Here is a 26,466-nt window from a genome sequence, read left to right as displayed (position 1 = left end):
CCTAAATCGCAATCAATCTCTGTTCGCTGCGCGTATCTGTGCTAGATGTTGCGTGTGAACACCATCGACCAGCGAATCGTTTCGTGTCTAGTGGCGAACGCGCGCTCGAGCTACGCGGAGATCGGCAAGGTGGTCGGCCTGTCGGCGCCGGCGGTGAAACGGCGGGTGGACCGGCTCCTCGAAACGGGCATCCTGCGGGGCTTCACCGCGGTGGTCGACCCGGAGGCGCTGGGCTGGGGAACCGAGGCGTTCGTCGAGGTCACGTGCCAGGGCAACATCACGCCGGCCCGGATCCGCGCGCGGCTGGAGCCGCTTCCGGAGGTGGTGGCGGCGTACACGGTGTCGGGCGCGGCGGACGCGATCGTGCACCTGCGGGCGGCGGACATCCACCACCTGGAGACGGCGCTGGAGCGGCTGCGCGGGCTCGAGATCGTGGACCGGACGGTGTCGACGGTGGTGCTCTCGCGGCTGCTGGAACGGCCGCCGACGCCGGAGCAGTGAGCGCGCGGCGGGTGGCCGCGGCGGGACGAGGCGGGCCTCCGCCCCCCGGTCTCCAGCGTATCGGCGGGGACCGACAATCCGGGCGCTCGAGCCCGCAGCGTGCACGGATAGTCCACACAGCCCCGGCTCTGTGGACGGGGGCTAATCCACACAGCCGAGGCTCTGTGGATGGGCGCGAACCGGGGCCGCGAAACTGTCGGCCCCCGCCGATACGCTGGTCAACGGGGGCCGGAGGCGCGCCCGCTCCCCCTGCGTCCACCCGCACCGGGCCGTGCCACCCTGGGCCCATGACCGACCGCATCGTCAGCGAGCACTCCGGCGGCGTCGCCCTGCTGACCGTCGACGCGCCCGCCAGCCGGAACGCGCTGACGCTCGACCTCTCCGCGCAGCTCGCCGCCGCCGTCGAGGCCGCGGAGCGGGACGAGTCCGTGCACGCCGTCGTGGTCACCGGGACGCCGCCCGTCTTCTGCGCCGGCGCCGACCTGTCCGCGCTCGCCGCGGCCGACGAGCCCGGCTTGCGGGCCATCTACGAAGGCTTCCTCGCCGTCGCGCGGTGCGAGCTGCCGACCATCGCCGCGGTCGGAGGTGCCGCCGTCGGGGCCGGGCTGAACCTCGCCCTCGCCGCCGACGTCCGGCTGGCCGGGCCGCGGGCGAAGTTCGTCGCCCGGTTCCTCGAGCTCGGGCTGCACCCGGGCGGCGGGATGACCTGGATGACGCAGCGGCTCGCCGGCCCGCAGCAGGCCGCCGCCATGACGTTGTTCGGGCAGCCGCTCGACGCCGAAGCCGCGGTGCGCGCCGGGCTGGCGCTGCGCGTGGTCGACGGCGGCCATGACGAACTACTGACCGCGGCGCGTGAGCTCGCTCACCCCGCGGTGGCCGCGCCGCGCGAAGCACTGGTCGCCACCAAGCGCAGTCTCCGCGCCACCGCGAGCCTGGCCGAGCACAGTGCCGCCGTCGACGTCGAGATCCGGCCGCAGCTGGCCTCGCTGGCGTCACCGGAGTTCGCCCAGCGGCTTTCCCTGCTGCAGGACCGGATCCGTTCTCGGCCGTGACTCGACAAGGGGGCTCTACCCTCCGGGAGACACGCGTCACAACGCGGCGCAGCAGCTACCCGTTACCATCAGTTACAGGTATCTGACCGACCTGCAAAAGGGACATTGAAGAGCATCGATGAGGTCGCCCAACAGCCGGGACACTACCAACATCGGTGTTGAGGGCGAGCTAACCTCGGGAGTAGACCTGGTGAACGCAGCCGCGGCACCGGCAGGCCAACGGAAGCCGTACCGTCGGGAGAGAGGGAATCCCTGACCCATGAGCACGAGTGCGAACGGCAACGGCGCTGGTCACGGCTCGCTCGCCGCAACCAGGCCGACCGAGGTCAGCAAGCTCGACCGGGTGGTCATCCGGTTCGCGGGCGACTCCGGTGACGGCATGCAGCTGACCGGCGACCGCTTCACGTCCGAAGCCGCCGCGTTCGGCAACGACCTGTCGACGATGCCGAACTTCCCCGCCGAGATCCGGGCGCCACAGGGCACCATTCCCGGCGTCTCCAGCTTCCAGGTGCACTTCGCCGACTACGACATCCTCACCCCCGGCGACCGGCCGGACGTGCTGGTGGCGATGAACCCGGCGGCGCTCAAGGCGAACCTCGCCGACGTCCCGCACGGCGGCACGATCATCCTCAACACCGACGACTTCATCAAGCGGAACCTCACCAAGGTCGGCTACGCGAGCGACCCGCTGGAGGACGCCACGCTCGAGGCGTACCAGGTGCACCGGGTCGCCATGTCGACCCTGACCCAGGGCGCGCTCGCGGACACCGGCCTCGGCAAGAAGGACGCCGAACGCTGCAAGAACATGTTCGCGCTCGGCCTGCTGTCGTGGATGTACCACCGCCCGACCGAAGGCACCGAGCGGTTCCTGCGGGAGAAGTTCGCGAAGAAGCCGGACATCGCCGAGGCGAACATCCTGGCCTTCCGCGCGGGCTGGAACTACGGCGAGACCACCGAATCGTTCGCGACGACGTTCCAGGTCGCCCCGGCGAAGCTGACCCGGGGCACCTACCGGCAGATCACCGGCAACACCGCGCTGGCCTACGGGATCGTGGCCGCCGGGCAGCGTTCCGGGCTGCAGATCCTGCTCGGCACGTACCCGATCACCCCGGCGTCGGACATCCTGCACGAGCTGTCCAAGCACAAGCACTTCGGCATCATCACCTTCCAGGCCGAGGACGAGATCGCCGGCATCGGCGCCGCGCTCGGCGCGTCCTACGGCGGCGCGCTCGGCGTCACCTCGACGTCCGGGCCGGGTGTCGCGCTGAAGTCCGAAGCGGTCGGCCTCGGCGTGATGGTGGAGCTGCCACTGGTCGTCATCGACGTCCAGCGCGGTGGCCCGTCCACCGGGCTGCCGACCAAGACCGAGCAGGCCGACCTGCTGCAGGCGATGTTCGGCCGCAACGGCGAGTCGCCGGTCCCGATCGTCGCGCCGCTGTCCCCCGCGGACTGCTTCGACGCGGCCGTCGAGGCGACCCGGATCGCGCTGAAGTACCGCACCCCGGTGCTGCTGCTCTCGGACGGCGCGATCGCGAACGGTTCCGAGCCGTGGCTGATCCCGGACGTGGAGACGCTGCCGGACCTGCGGGTCGAGTTCGCGACCGAACCCAACGCGGACAACGACTCCGGCGAGTTCTGGCCGTACGTCCGCGACCCCGAGACCCTCGCCCGCGCGTGGGCGGTGCCGGGCACTCCGGGGCTGCAGCACCGCATCGGCGGGCTGGAGAAGGCCGACAAGACCGGCCACATCTCCTACGACCCGGCCAACCACGACAAGATGGTCCGGCTGCGGCAGGCGAAGATCGACGGCATCGACGTCCCCGACGTCGTGGTCGACGACCCGAGCGGCGGCAAGGCCCGCGTGCTCGCGCTCGGCTGGGGCAGCTCGTTCGGCCCGATCGGCGCGGCCTGCCGCCGCGTCCGCAAGCTCGGCCTGCCGATCGCGCAGGCGCACCTGCGGCACCTCAACCCGCTGCCGGCCAACCTGGGCGACATCCTGCGCAGCTACGACAAGGTCGTGGTGCCGGAGATGAACCTCGGCCAGCTGTCGCTGCTGCTGCGGGCGAAGTACCTGGTGGACATCCACTCGCACACCAAGGTCGCCGGAATGGCGTTCAAGGCCGAAGAGCTGCAGAACCTGTTCTCGGAGATCATCACCGGCGTTGCTACGGAGGCGGCGAAATGACCGCAATCGACCTGGGGATACCCAACCTCGGCGGCCTGGACCTTGTGCCCACCACCGACGAGCCGCAGAAGGCCAAGGACTACAAGTCGGACCAGGAAGTCCGCTGGTGTCCCGGCTGTGGCGACTACGTCGTCCTCAACGCCGTCCAGTCGTTCCTGCCGACCCTCGGCCTGAAGCGCGAGAACATCGTGTTCATCTCGGGCATCGGCTGTTCGTCGCGGTTCCCGTACTACCTGAACACCTACGGCATGCACTCGATCCACGGCCGCGCGCCGTCGATCGCGACCGGTCTCGCGACCACGCGGCCGGACCTGTCGGTGTGGGTCGTCACCGGTGACGGCGACGCGCTGTCCATCGGCGGCAACCACCTGATCCACGCGCTGCGCCGCAACGTGAACATCAAGATCCTGCTGTTCAACAACCGGATCTACGGGCTGACCAAGGGCCAGTACTCCCCGACGTCCGGGCAGGGCATGGTCACCAAGTCGACGCCGATGGGTTCGGTGGACACGCCGTTCAACCCGCTGTCGCTGGCCATCGGCGCGGAGGCGTCGTTCGTGGGCCGGGCGATGGACTCCGACCGCAAGGGCCTGACCGAGGTCCTGGAGGCGGCGGCGCAGCACCGCGGGTCGGCGCTGGTCGAGATCTACCAGAACTGCCCCATCTTCAACGACGGTGCGTTCGACGTCCTCAAGGACGCCGACGAGGCCGCGGCGCGCCTGATCCCGCTGCGCGCGGGCGAGCCGATCCGCTTCGGCCCCAACCAGGAGTTCGGCGTCAAGCGCGGTGACTGGGGCGGCTTGGACGTCGCCAAGGTCGCGGACATCGGCGAAGACGACATCGTGGTGCACGACCCGTCGATCACGGACACGTCGTACGCGTTCGCGCTCTCGCGCCTGGGCGACCAGAACCTCAACCACGTCCCGACGGGCATCCTCCGCCAGGTCGAGCGCCCGACGTACGACGACGGCGCCCGCGCCCAGGTCGAGGAGGCCCGGGCGGCCCGCAAGCCGGACCTGCAGGGCCTGCTGCGCGGCAAGGACACCTGGACGGTCGCGTAACCCCGCTGCTCCCGAAGGCCGCCATGCCCGGTGCATGGCGGTCTTCGGCGTTTTCGGGGTTGCCTTAGTTGGGACATGTGTCCTAAGTTTTAGGCCATGCGACCTGAATCACCTTTCGTGTTCTTCGACGTCCGCACCGCCGATCCGGAGGGCAGCAAGCGGTTCTTCGCCGAGTTGCTGGGCTGGGAGGCGAACGACACCCTGCTGACGGCCGGTGGCGCGCCCTGGGGCGGCCTCACCGAGCTGCCGCCGGGCGACGACCGGGCCCCGCAGTGGCTCCCCTACGCGCCGGTGTCCGATGTGGACGCCGCCGCGGCGAAAGCGCTGGAGCTGGGTGGAACCCTGGTGCGCGAGCGCACCGACCTGCCGTTCGGTTCCCTGGTGGTGGTCACCGATCCCGGCGGCGCCGCGCTCGTCCTGTTCCAGGAACTCAGCTGAGCGGCCGGAACCCGACGCGTTCGGCGTCCTCGGCGGTCCGGAACCAGACCTCGGCGACCATCTTCGGGAACTGCGCCGATTCCTCGGTGCAGTACCGCAAAGCCGTGACGCTGGCCTTCACCGCGAAGCTGTCGCTGGGTGCCCCGCCGCCCGGGCGCGGCATCGCCGAACCGGGGCCGAACGGGCCCGGCGGGACCGAGTCGCCCGCCGCCTGACGGGCCGGGGGCGGCTCCGGCGCCGCGACGCCGGCCGCCGCCTGGTTCGGCTGCACCGACGGCTCGAACAGCGAGCCGCTGTGCCCGCCGGACAGGTCCGGCTCGCGGCGCTCGACCGTGCGCATCGACGGCTGGATCGGCTGCGGCGCGTCGAACCCGCCGCGCACCGCCTCCCGCGGCTGCCGCTTCGGCAGCACCTGCGTTGCTTCGGCGGGGGTCTCCGGTGGCACGTCCAGCTCACTTTCGGCGACGTCGCCACCGAACGCGTACTGCGGCGGCTCGGTGTCGGCGTCGCGCTCCTCGGCACGCACCGAACCGGGGTGCTCGCCGATGTAGCGCGTGCGCTCCACCGGCTCTTCGAACGCCGACCGCTCGGACGGCAGCTCGTGGTCGAACCAGTCCGGCGTCGCCTCGCCGGACGGCGGCTGGAACAGCGAACCCGGCGGGCCCGGGTCCAGCTTCTGCTCGAGCCGCGACAACGCCGGCGACTCGGGCTCCGCCTCGTCGTCGAACTCTGCGCCGAACTCGTCGTCGAACGAATTCCCGACCGGGGCCAGGTACTGGGTCGCGGTGGCGCGGTCCGGCTCCGGCTCGGGCTCGTCGTCCGGTGTCAGGAACTGGGTGGCCGCGTTGCGGTACGGGTCGTCTTCCTCGGGCTCCGGCTCGGGGGCGCGGACGGGTTCCGGCTCGGGCGGCATCCGCGAGGGCACCTGGGCGTCCAGCTCGGCGAAGTCCTCGTCGATGTCGTCGTGGACGTCGTCGCGGTGGATCGGCGGCGCGGCGACCAGGGTGCCGGGGTAGGACGTCTCCTGGCGGGACGGCTCCGGCTCGGGCCGCGGCTCCGGCCGGCGGAAGTTCTCGTGACCGCCCATCGCGGTCGCGTTCGCGGGGGTGCGCGCGGCGTCGGCGTGGGCCTGTGCCAGCGAACTCTCCAGCCGGCGGACGCTCTTGCGAAGCGGTAGCACGAGCACCAGCCAGGTGAGGAGGACGCCGACGAAGAACGCGGCGAGGCTCCACAGCCAGACCTGTCCGAATATGGACATCTTTTCCTGCCCCTGTTAAGTGCTTAGCGCGTGCGCGCGACCAGGTAGTCGGCGACCGACTCACACGCGTCCCGGGCGGGTGATGCGGGCAGCGCGGTGAGCTCGGCTCGCGCGCGCTGAGCGTAGTCGGAGAGGGTGACGCGTGCTCGATCGAGTCCGCTACTGACCCGCAGCAGCTCCAGCGCCTCCTGCACGAGCGCGTCGTCGGCGATCGGGCCGGACAGCAGCTCGATGAGCCGCGGGTCGGTCTCCGGGTCGGCCAGCGCGTACAGCATGGGCAGCGTCCGGACGCCTTCGCGCAGGTCGGTGCCCTGCGCCTTGCCGAGCTCGTCGGACGGCGACGCGATGTCGATGATGTCGTCGGAGATCTGGAACGCGGTGCCGATGATGTCGCCGAAGCGGCGCAGCGCCTCGATGTGCTCCTCGGCGGCGCCGGACATCATGCCGCCGAACCGGCCGGAGGTGGCGATCAGCGAGCCGGTCTTCTGCGCGATCACGGTGAGGTAGTGCGCGACGGCATCGTCACCCGGGCCGGGGCCGACGGTCTCGCGCATCTGGCCGGTGACCAGCTCGCCGAAGGTCTCGGCGATGATCCGCGCGGCGTCCGTACCGAGGTCGGCGACCAGGCGCGAAGCGTGGGCGAAGAGGAAGTCGCCGGTGAGGATGGCGATGGTGTTGTCCCAGCGGGCGTTGACGCTCTCGGCGCCGCGCCGCATGGTGGCCTCGTCCATGACGTCGTCGTGGTAGAGCGTGGCCAGGTGCACCAGCTCGACCGCGGCGGCGGCGACGATGACGTGGTCGTCCTGCTTGGGGCCGAACTGCGCGGCGAGCAGGGTGAACAGCGGACGGAAGCGTTTGCCACCGGCCTCGACCAGGTGCAACGCGGCGTCGTTGACGGCCTGGACATCACTGCGGACGACCTCGCGCAGCAGCTTCTCGACCTCGGTCAGCCCGCCGGCGATCGAGCGCAGCAAGGTTTCGTCGGCGATCTGCAGCCCGACCGACGCCCGCAGGTCGTCGAGGGCGCCGCCCGGCGCAGCGGGGAGGGATCCCGCCCCGGGGGCTGGGGAAGGCACAGACACGTCGGCTCCGCTCTACTCGTGCACCGGTCGGTTGCCCCTTGAGCGTAGTGGCTACGCCGCGCGGTCGTTTACCCGCTGTCCTGCGGAAACGGTGACGAACATGACACCGCCCACGGTCACCCACCGGGTGGTTCCCGATCCTCGGAAGGGTGATCGGAGATTCCGGGCGCAACGGACGTCCCCGCCGGGCGGATATTCAGGCGTGGATGAGCTGCCGCCACGGCCGCTCCCCCGGAGGCGAGGAGGACGCGAGATGCGCAGCACGATCGTCACGGCTTTGGTGGTGACAGGCCTGGCCGCTTCTTCGCCTTCATCGGCTTCGCCACAACCGGGCGTGGCGAGCATCGGCTCGGCTTCGTTCACGGCGGTCGAGGTCCCACCCCAGGCTCCCTGCGCAATCGGCGGCCCGTCGGCGGGTTCGGCCGAGCGGGTGTCGAAGCCGGGAATCACCTTCGGCGGCGGCACGTCATCGTGCACGGAAACAAAGGTGACGGCGACGGGCAAGGACTTCGAGCTGTCCGCGCTGGTGAGGGCGGGAGGGCCCCGGGTGAAGCTGGCGAGCTTCACGGTGACGTGCGAGAGGGCGTCGACGCAGACGAGCGCGAACTGGACGTTCGGCGGGATGTCGGGGATCGCGAACCCGCCGAACCCGGTACCGGTGGGATACGTGTCGCCGCTCCGGAAATCGGACGGAACGGTCCTGGCGAACGCGGTGTTCAACATCCAGGACGTCCCCGGCGACGGAAGTGTCGGCTTGACGATGTTGCGCATCGATTTCCTCCCGGAATCGGGCCTCACCGGAGCGGTGAAATTGGGCGCGACCAGCTGTTCCCCCACCCCATAGACGTCACGAGGGCCGCGGCTTGGGAGAGCACCGAGAGGGCCGCCGCGGCCCTTGTGACCTTGGTTTTCGGTCGTGGGAACCCTGGTAGGGTGCGGAGCGTCGGATACGCAGGGTGCCCGGGGCGGAGCACACTGCAAGCTAGGGGAGAGCTGATGACGACGGACGTGTGTCGTGGCTGAGGGACCGGTTTACGACCCGAGCGGGGATTGGCAGCTGCCTGGGCCGAACGGGGTCCGGGGCGCCGGCTCGTACGGGGACGGGGGTGGCGCGGGTGCGGGGTTCGAGTACGACGAAGAGACTCTTCGTGAGCTGATGCACGAGTGGCACGATTTGGCCCGCGAGTTCCAGGAGGACCGCGAGCAGGCCCGAGCCATCGCGACCACGCACGGTCCCGGCCTCGAGTACGCAAGTGCCGGCAACGCCGAAAGGATCCGCGCCTCGGGTGATGCCCTCGACACCGCTCTTCAACAACGGGCAGAGTATTGCCGAGCGATGGCGGAAAAGTTCGCGAAAGCGCTTGGCAAGTACGCAGCAACCGAGGAAACCCAAGCTTCCGAAATCAAGCAAACAGGGGGAACGCTGTGATGCGCCGCTCACTTGTACTGCTCGGCGCATCCCTGCTGGTCCTAACGGCGTGCTCAGACACGAGAGCCGGGACGGCTTCGCCCGTGACCTTTTCATCAACTCAGCCGGATGCCGTGCCCGGTCCCGGCGTACCCAAGGTCGATACACCACTGGACACCACCCGATTCAAGCGAACGCCGTGCGAATCCTTGGCCGCTGAAGAAGTCACCTCACTTCTCGGCTCAGGTGCGACAGCCAAGGAGGAGCTGAGCGCACCGGGTGGCCCTACGTGCAACTGGCAACCGAGAGGGACCTCCCAGGCAACTGTCGGCATCATCTTCAACAAGGTGAACCAAGCCGGCCTGACCGCAATTTACGAGCAGCAAGGGTCGACATTTCGCCTCTTCATGCCGGTGGCCCCGGTGGGGGGCCTGCCAGCCGTCGCCTACGGGTTGAAGGATGAGCGTGCCACGAGCGGTCGATGCGCGATCGCTGTTGGGACCAGCGACCACGAGATGATCGACGTTTCCATCACTCAGTCTGAAACGAACGTCGGCAAGAGCGATCCCTGTGCAGCTGCACATGAAGTCGCCGAGAAAGTTGTCGAAAACATCAAGGGGGCGAAGTGATGGTCACCGAGTCACCGCTGACCGCAGCCGAGATCTACACACAAATCACGGAAGGTGAAGGCTCCCGCTCTCTCTCCGACGCCCAACGCGACGCCGATCATCTGACCACTCGGATGGTTGAACGGGCCCAGCGGATCAGCGCGCTCCGGGCCAAGACCATGTCCGGCTGGCGCGGTGACGGCGGGGCGGCCGCCGCCGATGCCACTCGGCCCCTTGTTCAAGCCGCCGCTGATGATGCTGTTCATCTCGAGAATGCGCAGACTGCTGTGGGGGCTCAGATGGATGCCTTCGGTACTGCCAAGAACTCCGTCAAGCCTGTTGCCGCTCAGCCTCCTGAGTTGGGGGTTGATGATGTTCTCCGCGCTGTCAGCGGCCAGGGGACGGATTCCTACCACGCCAAAGTTGCTGGCTGGCAAGCCGACAGCCAGGCCAACATCGATGCTTTCAGTGCCTACCACTCCGCCAGTTCGGCCAACGGCGGGCAAATGCCCTCCCGATACGCGCAGCTTGCCGACTCCGGTGCCCCGATCTCCATGACCGCCGACGACAGGAAGGCCGAGCCCACCGATACCGGGGAATGGGCTCGGAATCCTCGTCAGACGCAGGTTCCCGCTCAGGATCGGCAGACCGTTCGGCCCGGACAAACCCGCGGCACGGAGCAGAACCAGCAGGTGACCACCCAGCAGAACCAGCAAGACCAACAGAACCAGCAGAATCAACAAGTCCAGCAGAATCAACAGTTTCAGCAAAACCAGCAGAACCAGGTTCGACCCGGCACCACGAACCCGGAGAACACCCACGCCAACAGCTACATCCCCAAGCCCGTCATGCCCGCCGCTCAGGGTGGCTATGAGTTTGGGCCTACCGGTCAGCCCGTCGGCAACCTGACCGGCACCGGCACGAACTTTTCCGGCGGCTTCGGGCCCGGCACCGGGCCGTACGCAGGCGGTGGATACCAACCGGGAACCGGAACTCCAGGGACCAGCACGGGAACCGGCCCACGACCAGGAATGCCGGGATCCGGCACCGGAACCGGACCAGGAACCGGAAACAGGCTGAACCAGCCCGGCATGCGCGCCCCCGGAAGCAGCTCCGGGGCACGGCTCCCCGAGGAACGCCTTCCCGGCGCCAACTCCGCACGCGGCTCCGCCGGCCCCCGGGGCGCCAACGGCCTGCCCATGGGCGGCCCCGTGCAAGGACGCGGCGGCAAAGAAGAAGACCGCGAAAAGAAAAAGGCCCCCTACCTGCAAAACCCCGATCCCGAAGAAACCTTCGGCGGCTTCATCGAAAAGCCCATGCCGCCGGTCATCGGGGAAAACCGGAACCGAAAACCGTGATCGCCGACTTCTCTCTGACCACCCTGCTCACCGCCATGCGCAACGTCGGGTGCGGTGATCCGCATCCCGTCCTCGCGAAAGGGCTGCGCTACATCCCGCCGTCGGCTGCGAAACAGATCAATCGGGAAGCCTTCGAAGAACTCAGCCCCCATGGCTTCATTCAAGGTGACGGCTTCACCCCCGAATTCGAAGACCTTCTGCACGTCCTCGGCGATCCCGCCCAAGAATGCTTCGCCTACGCCCGGGACATCACCGAACAAATCGGCGTCCTCGTCGCCGTCAAAGGCGGGGACAAGGTCTGCGTTGTCTGCCGGGGCGACCAGGTCGAACTCACCGATGTCCGCACCCACCCCGCCGATGCCCTTGTCGCGCACCTGCCCGGCTGCCGGCCCGCGGACATCAAGCCCTTCTCACTTCCCCAAGAAGACTTCCGGCAGCACCCGGAGAGCGACATCTTCGACGACGCTCCCGCCCGCAGCCGGGAAGCGCAGGAACTCGACGCCCTCTTCCAGCAGCCGCACTACGGTGTCGGGCAGCTCCACACCGAGGACAAGACCGTCAGCTACCTCGATCTGGACGCCGGGCGCGTCGGGATCGCCTTGGCCGACGGCTACATCAGCGTCCTGCCCGGGGATCCCCGGGCACTGAGCCGGAAACTGAAATAAGGCCGCCACTCCCCCACAAACGCGGGAGAGTAGCGGCCAACAGGATCAGAAAGCGAACCCGCCCGAACCGGCCCAGCCGAGCGCGAACGCCGGGACCAGGCCCAGCACCAGCGTCACCGCCGTGCCCAGGAAGATCGCCGTTCCCGTGCCGAAGCCCGGGACCGACACCGATGGCCCGTCCGCCGCCGGCTCGGAGAAGTACATCAGGACGATCACGCGCAGGTAGAAGAACGCCGCCACCGCGCTGAACACCAGGGCGATCACCACCAGCGGGGCCATGCCGTCCGAAAGCGCCGCCGAGAACACCACGAACTTCCCCACGAACCCGGACGTGAGCGGAATCCCGGCCAGCGCCAGCAGCAAGAACGTGAAGACCCCCGCCACCAGCGGCGACCGCTTGGCCAACCCGGCCCACGCCGAGAGGTGGGTTGCTTCACCCGAGGAATCCCGGACCAGGCTGATCACGCCGAACGCCGCCAGCGTCGTGAAGCCGTACGCCAGCAGGTAGAACAGCGTGCTCGACAACCCGTCCTTGGTCATCGCGATCGCGCCCACCAGCAGGAAACCCGCGTGGGCGATCGACGAATACGCCACCATGCGCTTGACGTCCGTCTGCGTCAGGCCCAGCACCGCGCCGATCACCATCGAGATGATCGCCACGCCCCACAGGACCCCACGCCACTCCCACGAAGTCGACGAGAACGCCACCGACAGCACCCGCAGGATCCCGCCGAACGCCGCGACCTTCGTGCACGCCGCCATGAACGCCGTCACCGGCGTCGGTGCTCCCTGGTAGACGTCCGGCGTCCACGTGTGGAACGGGCCGACCGAACCCTTGAACAGCAGGCCGACCACCAGCAGCCCCAGCCCGGCGAACAGCAGCGTGTCCGACCGGTCCGAACCCGCCGCCGCGGCCGCGATGTCGCCCAGCTTCACCGAGTTCGCGTAGCCGTACAGCAGCGCCAGCCCGTACAGGAAGAACGCCGAGGAGAACGCGCCCAGCAGGAAGTACTTGACCGCCGCTTCCTGGGACAGCAGGCGGCGGCGACGCGCGAGGCCGCACATCAGGTACAGCGGCAGCGACAGCACTTCCAGCGCGATGAACATCGTCAGCAGGTCGTTCGACGCGCAGAACGCCATCATGCCGCCGAGCGCGAACAGCGTCAGCGGGAACACCTCGGTCTGCATGACCGTCGCCGTCTGGGCGCGGTCCTGGACCGTGCCCGGGCGGATGCCGGCCTGGGCGACGAGCGCGCCACCCGGCTCGACCACCCGATCCGAAATGAGCAGCACCGCGCCGACCGCCAGCGCCAGCAGCGTGCCCCAGAGGAACAACGCCGGCCGGTCGATCGAGATCGCGCCGCTGAACGTCGTCACGCCGCCCGCCGGCGAGTCGGAGACCGCGTACTTGATCAGCCAGGCGCCCGCGGCGACGATCGCCAGCAAGCTCAGCCCGACCTGCACGCCGAACCGCGAGCGCTTCGAGGCGAACGCCTCGACCAGCACGCTGACGCACGCCGCGCCGAAGATGATCAGCACCGGCAGCACGGCGTTGTAGTCCACCGACGGCGTCACGATCGGCGGCTGCGCCTGCGTCAGGAGGATGTCGAGCACTTTTACTTGCCTCCCTGGACCGCGGACAGCGTCTGCTGCACCGTCGGGGTGACTGTGTCGAGCACCGGCTTCGGGTAGAAGCCGAGGACGAGGATCAGCACGACCAGCGGCGCGAGGATCGCGATCTCACGGCCGTTGAGGTCGCGGATGGCCTTCTTCGCACCCAGTTCCGGCGCGATCGCCGTGCCGGGTCCGCCGCCGACACCCACAAGCGCATCACCGCGGACCGGGCCCTGGAAGACCCGCTGGTAGAGCCACAGGACGTACGCCGCGGCCAGGACCATGCCCACCGTGGCGAGGATCGTGTACACCGGCTGGTCCACAAAGGACCCGATGAGCACCAGGAACTCCGAGACGAACGAGTTGGTGCCCGGCAGGGACAAAGTGGACAGACCGGCGAGGAGGAACAGGCCCGCCAGCAGCGGAGTCACCTTCGCCATGCCACCGTAGTCCGAAATGCGCGACGACCCGCCGCGCGCGATCACCAGGCCGATCACCACGATCAGCATGCCGGTCGCGAGGCTGTGGTTCAGCATGTACGTCGCCGAGCCGACCATCGCCTGCTCGTTGAACGCGAAGATGCCGAGCGAGATGAAACCGAAGTGCGCGATCGAGACGTAGGCGATGAACCGCTTCATGTCCCGCTGCCCCGCGGCGAGGATCGATCCGTAGAGGACGCCGATCACCGAGAGCACCAGCACCAGCGGCGCCAGGGTCCGGCTCGCGTCGGGGAACATCGGCAGGCAGTAGCGCAGGAACCCGAACGTGCCGACCTTGTCCAGCACGCCGACCAGCAGGACGGCGACGCCGATCGGCGCCTCCCCCGCCGCGTCCGGCAGCCAGGTGTGGAACGGCACCAGCGGCGCCTTGATCGCGAAGGCCAGGAAGAACCCGAGGAACAGCCAGATCTGCGTGGACAGCGGCGCGTCGCGCACCACCGTCACCAGCGTGGCCCAGTCGAACGTGCCCTTGCCGAGCTTGTCCGCCGCCAGCGAGTACGCCCCGATCGCCGACGCCAGCATGATCAGGCCGCCGAGGAACGAGTAGAGGAAGAACTTCACCGCCGCGTACTGCCGGTTCGCGCCGCCGTAGCCGCCGATCAGGAAGTACATCGGGATCAGCATGATCTCGAACAGCACGTAGAACAGGAAGACGTCGGTCGCGGCGAACACGCCGATCGTGAGGGCTTCCTGCAGCAGGATCAGCGAGAGGAACCCGCCCGCGCTGCGGCCCGGCGGCAGCTTGTCCAGCGTGCCGAGCCCGCCGACGACGATCGGCACCAGCAGCGCGATCACCGCGATCATGATCAGCGAGATGCCGTCGGTGCCGAACGCGATGTGCACGCCGAAACTGGGGATCCAGTCGAAGCTCGACGTCATCTGCAGCCGGGGGCCGGATGCCGTGTAGCTGAGCCAGAACGGGATCACCAGCAGGAACTCGAGGATGGAGAACCCGAGCGCGGCCAGCACCGCGGCGCGGTCGTTCCCCTTGAGGAACGCCAGCACCAGCGAGCCGGCGAGCGGCACCAGGATGAGGATGAGCAACCAGGTCATCAGGAGAACCTCACCAGCAGGAGAGCCGCCAGAAGCAGGAACGTGCCGCCCAGCATCGACAGCGCGTAGGACCGGACGAACCCGGTCTGGAGCCGCCTCAGCCGGCCGGACCCGCCGCCGAGTCCGGCGGCCAGGCCGTTGACCGCGCCGTCGACGCCGCGGTTGTCGACGAACACCAGCGCCCGCGAGAGCCAGGTGCCCGGGCGGGCGACCAGCGTCTCGTTGAGGGCGTTGCCGTACAGGTCCTTGCGCGCGGCCCGGGTGACGAACGAAACCCGCTGCGGCTGCTCGACCGGGACGTCACGGCGGAAGATCAGGTACGCGATCACCACGCCCAGCACGGAGAACACGATCGCGGCGACGGAGATCACCCAGGCGTCGAACGGCGCGTGGTGCGCCTCCTCCAGCTTGCCGACCGACGGGGTCAGCCACTCGGAGAAGCGATCACCGAGCGCGAAGAACGCGCCGGCGCCGACCGAGCCGACCGCCAGGACGGCCATCGGGATCCACATGACCGCCGTGGACTCGTGGGGGTGGAAGTCGCGGCCGTCGGAGCTCTTGATGTCCTTCCAGCGCTCCTTGCCGAAGAACGTCATCATCATCAGGCGGGTCATGTAGAAGGCGGTGAGCCCGGCGCCGAGCAGCGCCGCGCCGCCCATCACCCAGCCGCGCCAGCCGCCCTGGCCGAACGCCGCTTCGATGATCGCGTCCTTGGTGAAGAAGCCCGACAGCGGCGGGATGCCGATCAGGGCCAGGTAGCCGAGGCCGAAGGTGATGAAGGTGATCGGCATGTGCTTGCGCAGCCCGCCGAACTTCCGCATGTCGACCTCGTCGTTCATGCCGTGCATGACCGACCCGGCCCCGAGGAACAGCCCGGCCTTGAAGAAGCCGTGCGCGACCAGGTGCATGATGCCGAGCGCGTACGCGATCGGCCCGAGCCCGACGGCCAGCATCATGTAGCCGATCTGGCTGACCGTGGAGTAGGCGAGGACCTTCTTGATGTCGTCGTACGCGCAGCCGATGATGCACCCGAGCAGCAGCGTCACCGTGCCGACCAGGGTGACGATCAGGCGGCCGTCCTCGGTGGCGTTGAAGATGTCCTTCGAGCGGGCCACCAGGTAGACACCCGCGGTCACCATCGTGGCCGCGTGGATCAGGGCCGACACGGGGGTCGGGCCCTCCATCGCGTCCGGGAGCCACGCCTGCAGCGGGAACTGGCCGGACTTACCGCAGGCACCCAGCAGGAGCAGGATCGCCATCGCGGTGATCGCGCCCGGCGAGAACTTGCCGTCGCCGACCGCCTGGAAGACCTGCGCGTAGCCGGTGGAGCCCGCGTACTTGAACATGATGAAGATCGCCAGCGCGAGCCCGACATCGCCGACGCGGTTCATCAGGAACGCCTTCTTCGCCGCGGTCGCGGCGGACGGGCGGCCCTGGTACCAGCCGATCAGCAGGTAGGAGGCGAGACCCACGCCTTCCCAGCCGAGGTACAGCGTCACGAAGCTGTTGCCCAGCACCAGGATCAGCATCGAAGCGACGAAGAGGTTCAGGTACGCGAAGAAGCGGTACCGGCCCTCGTCGTCGGCCATGTAGCCGATCGAGTAGTAGTGGATCAGCATGCCGACGCCGGTGATGAGCAGCACGAACGTCAGCGACAACGCGTCGATCCGCAGCCCGAAGTCCACCTGCAGCTGCCCGACCGGGATCCACGAGTAGACCTTGGTGTCGGTCGTGGTGCCCGTGTCGGCGGTGAAGAACAGGATCAGCCCGTAGACGAAGGCGAGGGTGACGGTGGCACAGCCGAGCAGATGCCCCCACGCCTTCGCGCGCTTGCCCGCCAACAGGAGGATCAGGGCGCCGAGGGCAGGGAAGGCCACCAGCAGCCACGATGATGCGGTCACTCGGGGGTCTCCTAGTACTTCAGCAGGTTGGTGTCGTCGACCGAAGCCGAGCGCCGGGTGCGGAAGATGGCCATGATGATCGCCAGGCCGACCACGACCTCGGCGGCCGCGACGACCATGACGAAGAACGCCATGATCTGGCCGTCGAGCCCGCCGTTGATCCGGGCGAAGGTGACCAGCGACAGGTTCACCGCGTTGAGCATCAGCTCGATGCACATGAACACGACGATCGCGTTGCGCCGCACCAGCACGCCGACCGCGCCGAGCGCGAACAGCAGCGCCGACAGCAGCAGGTAGTACGTGGGGGTCATGCCTTCTCCCCTTCCGGGACTTCCGGGGCTTTCGAAGCACCCTCGGAGCCGACCAGCGCGTGCGCGTCCGGGTGCGGGCCCTCGTCCGCGACGAGCTTGCGTTCCTTCGCCAGCTCGATCGCCGAGGTGGACTCGATGATCGCCGACAGCGACTCCGGCGCGATCGAGCCGTCCGGCAGCAGCGCCGGCGTCGCCACCGAGTTGGCCGTGGCGAAGACACCCGGGCCGGGCAGCGGGGAGGGCCGGTCGTGCTCGCCGCGGAAGCGCAACAGCACCAGTTCGCGCTGCGAGAGCTTGCCGCCCTTGCCGTGGCGGTCGGTGAAGGCCAGCACCATCGCGCCGATGGCGGCGGTGATGAGCAGCGCCGACGTCAGCTCGAAGGGGAAGAGGTAGTCGGTGAAGATCAGCCGGCCGAGACCCTTCGGCCCGCCGCCCGCCGGGGTGGCGGAGTCGAGCGGGATGGCCGGGGTGACGTTCTCCAGCGCCCGGTAGATGCCGGTGGCCAGCAGGGCGGCGAGCCCGATGCCGAGCACGGTCGCGGCCAGCCGCTGTCCACGGAGGACTTCGACGACCGAGTCCGAGCTCTCCCGGCCGACCAGCATCAGCACGAACAGGAACAGCATCATGATCGCGCCGGTGTAGACGATGATCTGCGTGAAGCCGAGGAACGGCGCCGACTGGATCATGTACAGCGCGCCCAGGCTCAGCATGGTCAGCACCAGCCACAGCGCCGAGTGGACGGCGTTTCGGGAGAAGATCATGCCGAGCGCGCCGAGCAGCGAGACCGGGCCGAGGACCCAGAACGCGATCGCTTCACCGGTCGAGACACCCGCGGAAGCGTTCGGCGCCGCGGCCAAGAGGGCGGTGATCACTTGATCCCCTCCCCGCGCGCCAGTTCGGGGCCGTTCACGTAGTAGTCCTGCTCGTTCTCGCCGAGCCGCATCGGGTGCGGCGGCTGCTCCATGCCGGGCAGCAGCGGGGCGAGCAGGTCTTCCTTCGTGTAGATCAGCCGCTGGCGGTCGTCGTCGGCCAGCTCGTAGAAGTTGATCATCGTCAGCGACCGGGTCGGGCACGCCTCGATGCAGAGGCCGCAGCCGATGCAGCGCAGGTAGTTGATCTGGTAGTCCGCGCCGTACCGCTCGCCCGGCGAGAACCGGGCTTCCTCGGTGTTGTCACCACCTTCGACGAAGATCGCGTCCGCCGGGCACGCCCACGCGCACAGCTCGCAGCCGACGCACTTCTCGAGACCGTCCGGGTGGCGGTTCAGCTGGTGCCGTCCGTGGTACCGCGGTGCGGCCGGCGCGCCGGCCTCCGGGTATTCCTCGGTGGCGACCTTCTTGAACATCATCCCGAAGGTGACGCCGAAGCCCTTGACGGGATCAAGAAACCCCATCTTGCGCTCCTTCCTTTGCGGTACCGACGGCTGCCGGCTTGCGACGGGCCGCCTTGGCTTCGGCCTTGGCCAGAGCCTTCTGACGCGGAGTGGTCTGCGGGACCTTGAGGTCCAGCGGCGGAACCGGGAAACCGCCGCCGGTCACCGGGATGCTTTCGCTGTCTTCCTCACGGCCCGACGCGCGGACGTAGAAGAACAGCGCGAGGACGATGAAGATCGCGGCCGCGGCGATGATGATGGTCGCGGTGTTCCAGGTGATGACCTTCGCGAAGGTCACCATGACGATCCACACCAGGTTCAGCGGGACCAGGACCTTCCAGCCCAGCCGCATGAACTGGTCGTAGCGCAGGCGGGGCAGCGTGCCGCGCAGCCAGATGAACCCGAACAGCAGCACGAACATCTTCGCGAAGAACCACAGCACTGGCCACCAGCCGGTGTTGAGCACGTTGTTCCCGATCAGCGACAGCGGCCACGGGGCCATCCAGCCGCCGAGGAACAGCGTCGTCGCGAAGGCCGAGACGATCACCATGTTGACGTACTCGGCGAGGAAGAACATCGCGAACTTCATCGAGCTGTACTCGGTGTGGAAGCCGCCAACCAGCTCCGACTCGGCCTCGGGGAGGTCGAACGGGGCACGGTTGGTCTCGCCGACCATCGAGATCAGGTAGATCACGAAGCTCGGGACCAGGTAGAGGAACCACGCCTTGTGCTGCGCGCCGACGATGTCGGCCAGGTTCAGCGACCCGGCCTGCAGGATCACCGCGACGATCGACAGGCCCATCGCGATCTCGTAGGAGATCACCTGCGCCGCGCTGCGCATGCCGCCGAGCAGCGGGTACGGCGAGCCGGACGACCAGCCGGCGAGCACGATGCCGTAGACGCCGATCGAGGAGCAGGCCAGGATCACCAGCGCGCTGACCGGCAGGTCGAGCAACTGGAGGACGGTTCGCTCACCGAAGATCGACACGACCGGCCCGAACGGGATGGCCGACAGCGCGATCAGCGAGGGCACCACGCAGACGACCGGGGCGAGGAAGTACACCTTGCGGTCGGCGGTGTCCGGGATGATCTGTTCCTTGAACGGCAGCTTGATCGCGTCCGCCAGGGACTGCAGGTAACCGCCGGGGCCGACGCGGTTGGGGCCGGGCCGGTTCTGCATCCGGCCGACCGCCTTGCGCTCCCAGACGATCAGGAAGATCGTCAGGATCGGCCCGATCAGCAGGATGACCACGCACTTGAGCAGGATCAGCCACAACGGGTCGTCCGCCAGCAGCGCCGCCCGCGTGGCCGCGTCCGGGACACTCCCGACGGCAGCTTCGGTCAGCAGCGGGGTCATTGCCCACCTCCAGCGAGGTTCACGACGGCGCCGTGTCCGGCACCGAGCGTCTTGGCCACGGCGGAGCCGTCGGAGTTGCCCGGCAGCCACACGACACCGTCGGGCAGGTCGGCGATCTCCACCGGCAGCGTGATCGCACCGCGTTCGGTGCTGACGCGCACGGTGGTGCCCAGCCCTTCGGCGGTCTTCGCGGACAGCCGCGCGACCGGCGTGCGCTGGGTGCCCTTGAGGTGCGGCTCGCCGTCCTGCAGCGAACCGTTGTCGATCAGCTGGCGCCAGGTCGACAGGATCGCCTGGCCGGCGCCCGCCGTCGCGGGCGGCGCGACCTCGGCGGCGACGTGGCTCCAGCGCAGCGCCGAGGCCTGGCCCAGCTTCTCGAAGTCACCGCGCGCGGCGGCCGGCGTCTGCGTGAACAGGTCCGCATCCATCTCGACGGCGAGCGTGTCGAGCACCCGGCAGTCCGGCAGAGCGCCGGTGCCTTCGAGGGTGACGTCGAACGGGCGGGTGCGGCCCTCCCAGTTGAGGTAGCTGCCCGCCTTCTCGTCCGACGCGGCCACCGGGAGCACGACGTCCGCGCGCTCGGTCACCGCGCTGTGCCGCAGCTCGAGGCTGACCACGAACCCGGCGGTGTCCAGCGCGCGCCGCGCGAGGTCCGGGTCCGGCAGGTCGTCCGGGTCGACGCCGCCGACGACCAGGCCACCGAGCTCGCCGGCCGAAGCGGCCAGCAGGATGTCGGTGGTGTCGCGGCCCGGGACGGCCGGGAGCGGGACACCCCAGGCGTTTTCGACGGCGACGCGGGCGGCGTCGTCGCCGACCCGGCGGCCGCCGGGCAGCAGCGACGGCACGCAGCCGGTCTCCAGCGCGCCCCGGTCTCCAGCGCGGCGCGGGATCCACGCGAGCCGGACGCCGGTGCGCTCGACCAGGTCGTGCAAGGCGGCGAACAGGCCGGGGATCGCGGCGGCGCGCTCGCCGACCAGGACGACGGCACCCTCGCCGCGCAGGGCCTCGTCGAGGTCCGGCGCGTGCTTGGCGATGCCTTCGACGGCCGCGGCTTCGGCGCCGGGGACGCAGGCGAGCAGCTCGCCGAACGTCTTGCGCACCGACGACGTCGTCCACTGTCCCAAGTGGACGATCCGGGTCTTGTTCCGGCGGGCCGCCTTGCGCAGCCGCAGGAACACGATCGGGGCCTCGTCCTCGGGCTCGAACGCGACGCATAGGACCGTGCGGGCCCGCTCGATCTCGCCGAAGGTGACGCCGGACTCCGGAGTCACGCCCACGACGTGCGAGGTGAGGAACGCGAGTTCCTCGGTCGAGTGCGGGCGGGCGCGGAAGTCGACGTCGTTCGTCTTCAAGGCGACCCGGGCGAACTTCGAGTACGCGTAGGCGTCCTCGACCGTCAGCCGGCCACCGGGCAGGACACCGACGCCGCCGTTGCCCCGGGCCTCGGTGAGGCCGGCCGCGGCGATGCGCAGCGCGTCGGTCCAGGACGCCTCCTCCAGCTCACCGGTCTCGCGGTTGCGGACCAGCGGACGCCGGATGCGGTCGTCGGCCGTCGTGTAGCGGAAGGCGAAGCGGCCCTTGTCGCAGATCCACTCCTCGTTGACCTCGGGGTCGTCGCCGGCCAGCTTGCGCTGGACCTTGCCGCGCCGGAAGTCGGTGCGCTCGGCACAGCCGGACGAGCAGTGCTCGCAGACGCTGGGCGCGGACACCAGGTCGAACGGCCGCGACCGGAAGCGGTAGGCGGCGCTGGTCAGAGCACCGACCGGGCAGATCTGGATGACGTTGCCGGAGAAGTAGGACTGGAACGGCTGGCCGCTGGTGGTGCGCGAGGCCAGGTCCAGGACGTCCGCCGTCTCCGCGGTACCGATCTGCTGGTGGGCGCCGCGTTCGAGGAGCTCGATGAACGGGTCGCCGGCGATCTCGCTGGAGAACCGGGTGCAGCGCTGGCAGAGCACGCAGCGTTCGCGGTCCAGCAGCACCTGCGTCGAGATCGGCAGCGGCTTCGGGAACGTCCGCTTCGTGTCGACGAACCGGGAGTCCGTGCGGCCGTGGGCCAGCGCCTGGTTCTGCAGCGGGCACTCGCCGCCCTTGTCGCAGATCGGGCAGTCCAGCGGGTGGTTGATGAGCAGGAGCTCCATCACACCCTGCTGGGCCTTGTCCGCGACCGGCGAGGTCAGCTGCGTCTTGACGACCATGCCGTCGGCGACGGTCATCGTGCAGGACGCCTGCGGCTTCGGCATCGGCCGGCCGCCCATCTCGACCTCGACCAGGCACTGGCGGCAGGCGCCTGCCGGGGAGAGGAGCGGGTGGTCGCAGAACCGCGGGATGACCGTGCCGAGGCGTTCGGCCGTGCGGATGAGGAGCTCGCCCTTGGGGGCGATGACCTCTTCGCCGTCGATGACCAGCTTGACGTGGCCCTCGGGGACCGGCGTCTCCTGGGTCTCTGGCTTGTCGGGCGCGATCGTCATGCCTGCGCTCCCACGAGTTCGGGCTTGGTCTGTTCGTGCCGGTTCTTCTCGCACAGCGCGAGGAACTCGTCCCGGAAGTACTTGATGCCGCTGGTGATCGGCGACACCGCGCCGTCACCGAGTGCGCAGAACGACCGGCCGAGGATGTTGTCGCAGACGTCGAGGAGGGTGTCGATGTCCTCTTCGGTGCCGTGGCCCTCGACCATCCGCTCGAGGATCTGCGCCAGCCAGTACGTGCCTTCGCGGCACGGCGTGCACTTGCCGCAGGACTCGTGCTCGTAGAACTGCGTCCACTTCATCACGGCCCACGGCACCGACACGGTCTCGTTGAAGACCTGGACGGCGGTGGTGCCCAGCATCGACCCGGCTTCCGCCGCGCCTTCGAAGTCCAGGGGAACGTCGAGGTGCTCGACGGTGAACATCGGGGTGGACGAGCCGCCCGGGGTCCAGAACTTGAGCGGGATGCCGTCCTTCATGCCGCCCGCCATGTCCAGCAGCTCGCGCAGCGTGGTGCCGAGCGGGCACTCGTACTGGCCGGGCTTCTCGACGTGGCCGGAGATCGAGTAGATCTTCGGGCCGGGCGACTTCTCGCGGCCCATCTCGCGGAACCAGCTCGAACCGCCGTTGACGATGAACGGCGCGCTCGCGATGGTCTCGACGTTGTTGACCGTGGTCGGCGCGGCGTAGAGCCCGGCGGCCGCGGGGAACGGCGGCTTGAGCCGCGGCTGGCCACGACGGCCTTCCAGCGAGTCGAGCAGCGCCGTCTCTTCGCCGCAGATGTACGCGCCCGCGCCGGCGTGGACGGTGATCTTGAGGTCGAAGCCGGAGCCGAGGATGTTCTCGCCCAGGTAACCGGCCGCTTCGGCTTCGCGCACGGCCGCGTTGAGGCGGCGGATGCAGTGCAGCGCCTCGCCGCGGACGTAGATGAAGCAGTGGTTGGACCGCATCGCGTACGAGGCGATGATGCAGCCCTCGATGAGCGAGTGCGGGTCCGCCATCATCAGCGGGATGTCCTTGCAGGTGCCCGGCTCGCCCTCGTCGGCGTTGATCACCAGGTAGTGCGGCTTGTCGAAGTTCGGCGGCATGAACGACCACTTGATGCCGGCCGGGAAGCCCGCGCCGCCGCGGCCGCGCAGGCCGGAGTCCTTGACCAGCTGGACGAGCTGCTCCGGCGTCCCGGCCAGTGCCTTGCGGACGGCGGTGTAGCCCTCGAGTGCCTCGTACGTCCCGATCTGCCAGGAGTTCGGGGACAGCCAGCGCTTCGTGAGGACCGGAGTGATGGGGTCAGCCACTACTTCTTCTCCACTTCCGGCAAGGGAACATCCTGAGCCACCGGGGCGACCCAGCCGCGGTCCTGGGCGAGTTTCGCGCCCCGGAGCGTCTCGACGGCCTGCGACGGGCCGTCGACGTCCGTGCGGTACTGCCGCTCGTCCTCGGGGAAGAACCCGGCGAGCTGGAGCTCGGCGCCCTTGAAGTTCGTCAGCGGGGCACCGCGCGTCGGGGCCGGTTTCTTGCCCGCCTGCAGCGCGTCGACCAGCGCGACGGCCTTCTCCTCGGTCTGGTTGTCGAAGTACTCGTAGTTGACCTGGATGACCGGCGCGAGGTCGCAGGCGGCGAGGCACTCGGCGTGCTCGAGGGTGATCGAGCCCGGCTCGTTCGGCGTGCCCGCGGTCTCGTTGTGCCCCAGCGGTTCCGCCTCGGAACCCAGGTGCGTCTGGAGCCGCTTGTAGATCGCGTCGCCGCCCATGGCCGCGCACAGCGTGTTGGTGCAGACGCTCACGAGGTGCTCGCCGCACGGCTTGCGCTTGTACATCGTGTAGAACGTCGCGACCGCGCTGACCTCGGCGTCGGACAGGTCGAGCTGCTTCGCGCAGAACGCGATGCCCTCCTGGCTGACGTACCCCTGCACGGACTGCACGAGGTGCAGCATCGGCAGCAGCGCCGAGCGGGACATCGGGTAGCGCGCGATCAGCTCCTGCGCCTTCGCGTGGATGTCCGCGTCGAAGATGTCTTCCAGCGGCGTCTCGGTGATGATGCCGGCGGCCACATCCGGATCCGGCGCGATGGCGACGACATCGGTGTCCGGGCCGGCCGCCGCGTGCGTCGTCGCGGAGTAGTTCGGGCCCGGCTCGGGAACTGCTGTGGTCATCGGTCCACTCCCCCCATGACGGGGTCGATCGAGGCGATGGCGGCGATCACGTCGGCGACCAGGCCGCCCTCGGCCATGGCGGGCATCGACTGCAGGTTCACGAAGCTCGGTTCGCGCACGTGGACCCGCAGCGGCCGGGTGCCGCCGTCGGACACCAGGTGCGCGCTCAGCTCGCCGCGCGGCGACTCGACCGACGTGTAGACCTGGCCCGGCGGCACCTTGAAGCCCTCGGTGACCAGCTTGAAGTGGTGGATCAGGGATTCCATCGACTGGCCCATGATCTTCTTGACGTGCTCGAGCGAGTTGCCCATGCCGTCGCTGCCGATGGACAGCTGCGCGGGCCAGGCGACCTTCTTGTCCTCGACCATGACCGGGCCCGGCTCGAGCTTCTCGAGGCACTGCTCGATGATCTTGAGGCTCTCGTGCATCTCGTGCACCCGGATCAGGTAGCGCGACCAGCAGTCGGCGCCGTTGTCGACCGGGACGTCGAAGTCGAACTCGTCGTAGCAGGAGTACGGCTCGGTCTTGCGCAGGTCCCACGGCAGGCCGGCGGACCGCAGCACCGGGCCGGTGACGCCGAGCGCGAGGCACGCGTCGACGGGCAGGTAACCCACGCCCTTGAGCCTGTTCCGCCAGATCGGCTGACCGGTGAACAGCTTGTCGTACAGCGGAAGGCGCTTCTTCATCGTCTTGATGAATTCGGTGACCTTCTCACGGTAGTCCGCCGGCATGTCCTGCGCGAGGCCGCCGGGGCGGATGAACGCGTGGTTCATCCGCAGGCCGGTCAGGTGCTCCAGCAGGTGCAGCACCTCTTCGCGCTCGCGGAAGCCGAGCGTCATCGCCGTGGTGGCGCCGAGCTCCATGCCGCCGGTGGCGATGTAGACCAGGTGCGAGCCGATCCGGTTGATCTCCAGCAGCATCACGCGCAGCAGCTGCGCGCGGCGCGGAGCCTCGATCTGCAGCAGCTTCTCGACGCCGAGGCAGTACGCCATCTCCGTCGAAAGCGGGGCCAGGTAGTCCATCCGCGTCACGAAGGTGACGCCCTGGGTCCAGGTCCGGTACTCGCAGTTCTTCTCGATGCCGGTGTGCAGGTAGCCGATGACCGACCGCAGCTGCGTGACGGTCTCGCCCTCCATCTCCAGCACGAGCCGGAGCACGCCGTGCGTCGACGGGTGCTGCGGGCCCATGTTGATGACCATGCGCTCGTCGTGCGCCGCGTCGGCGATGACGTCGTCCCAGTCGCCGCCGGAGACCGTGTAGACGCGGCCTTCGGTGGTGTCGCGGGAGTCGGCGTAGTTCGCGTTGTCCGTGCTGTCGCTGCCGGCTTCGGTGGTGCTGGTGCCGGTCGTGACGTCGGACAGGTTCTCGGTGCTGCTCACGAGTACGACCTCCGCTGGTCCGGCGGCGGGATCTCCGCGCCCTTGTATTCGACCGGGATCCCGCCGAGCGGGTAGTCCTTGCGCTGGGGGTGGCCGTCCCAGTCGTCCGGCATCAGGATCCGGGTCAGCGCGGGGTGACCGTCGAAGACGATCCCGAACATGTCCCAGGCTTCCCGTTCCTGCCAGTCGGCGGTCGGGTACGTCTCGACCAGCGACGGCACGTGCGCGTCCTCGACGTCGAGGGTGACCTCGAGGCGGATCCGGCGCCGGTAGGTCAGCGACGTGAAGTGGTAGACCGCGTGCAGCCGCTGCGGGACGTCGACGCCGTAGTCCACACCGGACACCGACGACAGCAGCTCGAAGCGGAGGCCGCCGTCGTCGCGCAGCGTCTTCGCGATGGAGGGCAGGTGCTCGCGGGCGACGTAGAAGGTGATCTCGCCGCGGTCGACCGTCGTCTGCAGGATCGCCTCGGCGGGGATCTTGCGCTCGGCCAGCGCGGCGTAGAACTCGTCGGCGAACTGGTCGAACCAGCCGCCGTACGGGCGCTCGGCCGGCGCCGGGCTGTACGCCGGGAGCCGGACGCCGCCGTAGCCGGAGGTGTCGCCGGTGCCGTGGACGCCGAACATGCCCTGGCGTTCGCGCCCGGTGACGACCGCTTCGGCCGCGCCCGGTCCCTTCGCCGTCAGGCCGGTTTCGGCTCGCTCGGCGCTGGACTGCTCTTCGCCGGGTTGGGGGTTCTCAGTCAT

The 26,466-nt window shown here is 69.1% G+C and carries 24 protein-coding genes; 9 read left to right on the top strand and 15 right to left on the bottom strand.

From position 1 onward, the window contains the following. The first annotated feature begins 54 nt into the window (after positions 1-54). The 5 genes from ISP_RS02785 (at position 55) to ISP_RS02765 (ending at position 5,237) form a co-directional block, all read left to right on the top strand. Positions 55-501, top strand: a complete 447-nt coding sequence (locus ISP_RS02785) for an Lrp/AsnC family transcriptional regulator (RefSeq protein WP_033261465.1) — start codon at positions 55-57, stop codon at positions 499-501. A gap of 287 nt (positions 502-788) precedes the next feature. Next, the gene (locus ISP_RS02780) at positions 789-1,553 is read left to right on the top strand and encodes an enoyl-CoA hydratase (RefSeq protein ID WP_013222473.1); all 765 of its coding nucleotides are present in this window, start codon (positions 789-791) and stop codon (positions 1,551-1,553) included. Positions 1,554-1,812: 259 nt separating this feature from the next. After that, a complete protein-coding gene (locus tag ISP_RS02775; protein ID WP_013222472.1) occupies positions 1,813-3,738 on the top strand; it encodes a 2-oxoacid:acceptor oxidoreductase subunit alpha in 1,926 nt (641 codons plus the stop codon). Beyond that, positions 3,735-4,799, top strand: coding sequence for a 2-oxoacid:ferredoxin oxidoreductase subunit beta (locus tag ISP_RS02770; RefSeq protein ID WP_013222471.1), 1,065 nt, complete (start codon positions 3,735-3,737; stop codon positions 4,797-4,799). The genes ISP_RS02775 and ISP_RS02770 overlap by 4 nt, the downstream gene beginning before the upstream one ends. Before the next feature lie 96 nt (positions 4,800-4,895). Further along, entirely contained in the window at positions 4,896-5,237 is a 342-nt protein-coding gene (locus ISP_RS02765; RefSeq protein WP_230468690.1) for a VOC family protein, read from the top strand. Here the strand turns inward: ISP_RS02765 and ISP_RS02760 are convergent. Genes ISP_RS02760 through ISP_RS02750 form a run of 3 tightly spaced genes read right to left on the bottom strand, consistent with a single transcriptional unit; the run spans position 5,230 to position 8,348 of the window. Beyond that, positions 5,230-6,495: a sunset domain-containing protein gene (locus tag ISP_RS02760; RefSeq protein WP_013222469.1), complete on the bottom strand. Its 1,266-nt coding sequence runs from the start codon at positions 6,493-6,495 to the stop codon at positions 5,230-5,232. The two genes, ISP_RS02765 and ISP_RS02760, sit on opposite strands and share 8 nt — an antisense overlap. Positions 6,496-6,518: 23 nt before the next feature. Next, positions 6,519-7,571, bottom strand: coding sequence for a polyprenyl synthetase family protein (locus ISP_RS02755; protein WP_013222468.1), 1,053 nt, complete (start codon positions 7,569-7,571; stop codon positions 6,519-6,521). Between the two features lie 57 nt (positions 7,572-7,628). Continuing rightward, the gene (locus tag ISP_RS02750; protein WP_161790922.1) at positions 7,629-8,348 is read right to left on the bottom strand and encodes a hypothetical protein; all 720 of its coding nucleotides are present in this window, start codon (positions 8,346-8,348) and stop codon (positions 7,629-7,631) included. A gap of 385 nt (positions 8,349-8,733) precedes the next feature. Here ISP_RS02750 and ISP_RS02745 point away from each other — a divergent pair, with 385 nt between their 5' ends. From ISP_RS02745 to ISP_RS02730, 4 genes are read left to right on the top strand one after another with little or no spacing between them, the layout of a single operon-like run. Continuing rightward, the gene (locus ISP_RS02745) at positions 8,734-9,006 is read left to right on the top strand and encodes a hypothetical protein (RefSeq protein WP_230468689.1); all 273 of its coding nucleotides are present in this window, start codon (positions 8,734-8,736) and stop codon (positions 9,004-9,006) included. Further along, positions 9,006-9,614: a DUF3558 domain-containing protein gene (locus ISP_RS02740; protein ID WP_071831528.1), complete on the top strand. Its 609-nt coding sequence runs from the start codon at positions 9,006-9,008 to the stop codon at positions 9,612-9,614. Before ISP_RS02745 ends, ISP_RS02740 begins: the two co-directional genes overlap by 1 nt. Next, a complete protein-coding gene (locus ISP_RS02735) occupies positions 9,614-10,951 on the top strand; it encodes a PPE domain-containing protein (protein ID WP_034285921.1) in 1,338 nt (445 codons plus the stop codon). Before ISP_RS02740 ends, ISP_RS02735 begins: the two co-directional genes overlap by 1 nt. Beyond that, positions 10,948-11,616, top strand: a complete 669-nt coding sequence (locus ISP_RS02730; protein ID WP_013222465.1) for an ESX secretion-associated protein EspG — start codon at positions 10,948-10,950, stop codon at positions 11,614-11,616. Before ISP_RS02735 ends, ISP_RS02730 begins: the two co-directional genes overlap by 4 nt. Before the next feature lie 45 nt (positions 11,617-11,661). Here ISP_RS02730 and nuoN read toward each other — a convergent pair whose 3' ends face one another. The 12 genes from nuoN to ISP_RS02670 are packed head-to-tail and all read right to left on the bottom strand — an operon-like array spanning position 11,662 to position 26,466. Then, entirely contained in the window at positions 11,662-13,230 is a 1,569-nt protein-coding gene (nuoN, locus tag ISP_RS02725) for an NADH-quinone oxidoreductase subunit NuoN (protein WP_013222464.1), read from the bottom strand. 2 nt (positions 13,231-13,232) lie between these two features. After that, a complete protein-coding gene (locus ISP_RS02720) occupies positions 13,233-14,783 on the bottom strand; it encodes an NADH-quinone oxidoreductase subunit M (protein WP_013222463.1) in 1,551 nt (516 codons plus the stop codon). Then, the gene (nuoL, locus tag ISP_RS02715) at positions 14,783-16,684 is read right to left on the bottom strand and encodes an NADH-quinone oxidoreductase subunit L (protein ID WP_013222462.1); all 1,902 of its coding nucleotides are present in this window, start codon (positions 16,682-16,684) and stop codon (positions 14,783-14,785) included. The genes ISP_RS02720 and nuoL overlap by 1 nt, the downstream gene beginning before the upstream one ends. Positions 16,685-16,695: 11 nt before the next feature. Then, positions 16,696-16,995, bottom strand: coding sequence for an NADH-quinone oxidoreductase subunit NuoK (gene nuoK, locus ISP_RS02710; protein WP_003081840.1), 300 nt, complete (start codon positions 16,993-16,995; stop codon positions 16,696-16,698). Continuing rightward, positions 16,992-17,867, bottom strand: coding sequence for an NADH-quinone oxidoreductase subunit J (locus ISP_RS02705; RefSeq protein WP_013222461.1), 876 nt, complete (start codon positions 17,865-17,867; stop codon positions 16,992-16,994). The genes nuoK and ISP_RS02705 overlap by 4 nt, the downstream gene beginning before the upstream one ends. Then, positions 17,864-18,388 carry an NADH-quinone oxidoreductase subunit NuoI gene (nuoI, locus tag ISP_RS02700; RefSeq protein WP_013222460.1) on the bottom strand — a complete coding sequence of 175 codons (525 nt, stop codon included), beginning with the start codon at positions 18,386-18,388 and terminating at the stop codon, positions 17,864-17,866. The genes ISP_RS02705 and nuoI overlap by 4 nt, the downstream gene beginning before the upstream one ends. Next, positions 18,375-19,724 carry an NADH-quinone oxidoreductase subunit NuoH gene (nuoH, locus tag ISP_RS02695; RefSeq protein ID WP_013222459.1) on the bottom strand — a complete coding sequence of 450 codons (1,350 nt, stop codon included), beginning with the start codon at positions 19,722-19,724 and terminating at the stop codon, positions 18,375-18,377. The genes nuoI and nuoH overlap by 14 nt, the downstream gene beginning before the upstream one ends. Then, a complete protein-coding gene (locus ISP_RS02690; protein ID WP_013222458.1) occupies positions 19,721-22,192 on the bottom strand; it encodes an NADH-quinone oxidoreductase subunit G in 2,472 nt (823 codons plus the stop codon). Before ISP_RS02690 ends, nuoH begins: the two co-directional genes overlap by 4 nt. Further along, positions 22,189-23,484: an NADH-quinone oxidoreductase subunit NuoF gene (gene nuoF, locus ISP_RS02685; protein ID WP_013222457.1), complete on the bottom strand. Its 1,296-nt coding sequence runs from the start codon at positions 23,482-23,484 to the stop codon at positions 22,189-22,191. Before nuoF ends, ISP_RS02690 begins: the two co-directional genes overlap by 4 nt. Next, the gene (nuoE, locus tag ISP_RS02680; RefSeq protein ID WP_013222456.1) at positions 23,484-24,341 is read right to left on the bottom strand and encodes an NADH-quinone oxidoreductase subunit NuoE; all 858 of its coding nucleotides are present in this window, start codon (positions 24,339-24,341) and stop codon (positions 23,484-23,486) included. Before nuoE ends, nuoF begins: the two co-directional genes overlap by 1 nt. Beyond that, positions 24,338-25,720 (bottom strand): NADH-quinone oxidoreductase subunit D, encoded by a 1,383-nt coding sequence (locus ISP_RS02675; protein ID WP_013222455.1) that lies wholly within the window; start codon positions 25,718-25,720, stop codon positions 24,338-24,340. The genes nuoE and ISP_RS02675 overlap by 4 nt, the downstream gene beginning before the upstream one ends. After that, entirely contained in the window at positions 25,717-26,466 is a 750-nt protein-coding gene (locus tag ISP_RS02670; protein ID WP_013222454.1) for an NADH-quinone oxidoreductase subunit C, read from the bottom strand. The genes ISP_RS02675 and ISP_RS02670 overlap by 4 nt, the downstream gene beginning before the upstream one ends.

The organism is Amycolatopsis mediterranei, assembly GCF_026017845.1.
GTDB lineage: Bacteria > Actinomycetota > Actinomycetes > Mycobacteriales > Pseudonocardiaceae > Amycolatopsis > Amycolatopsis mediterranei.
Note: the sequence above shows the minus strand (reverse complement) of the source record. Positions and strands in the feature narration are given on the sequence as shown.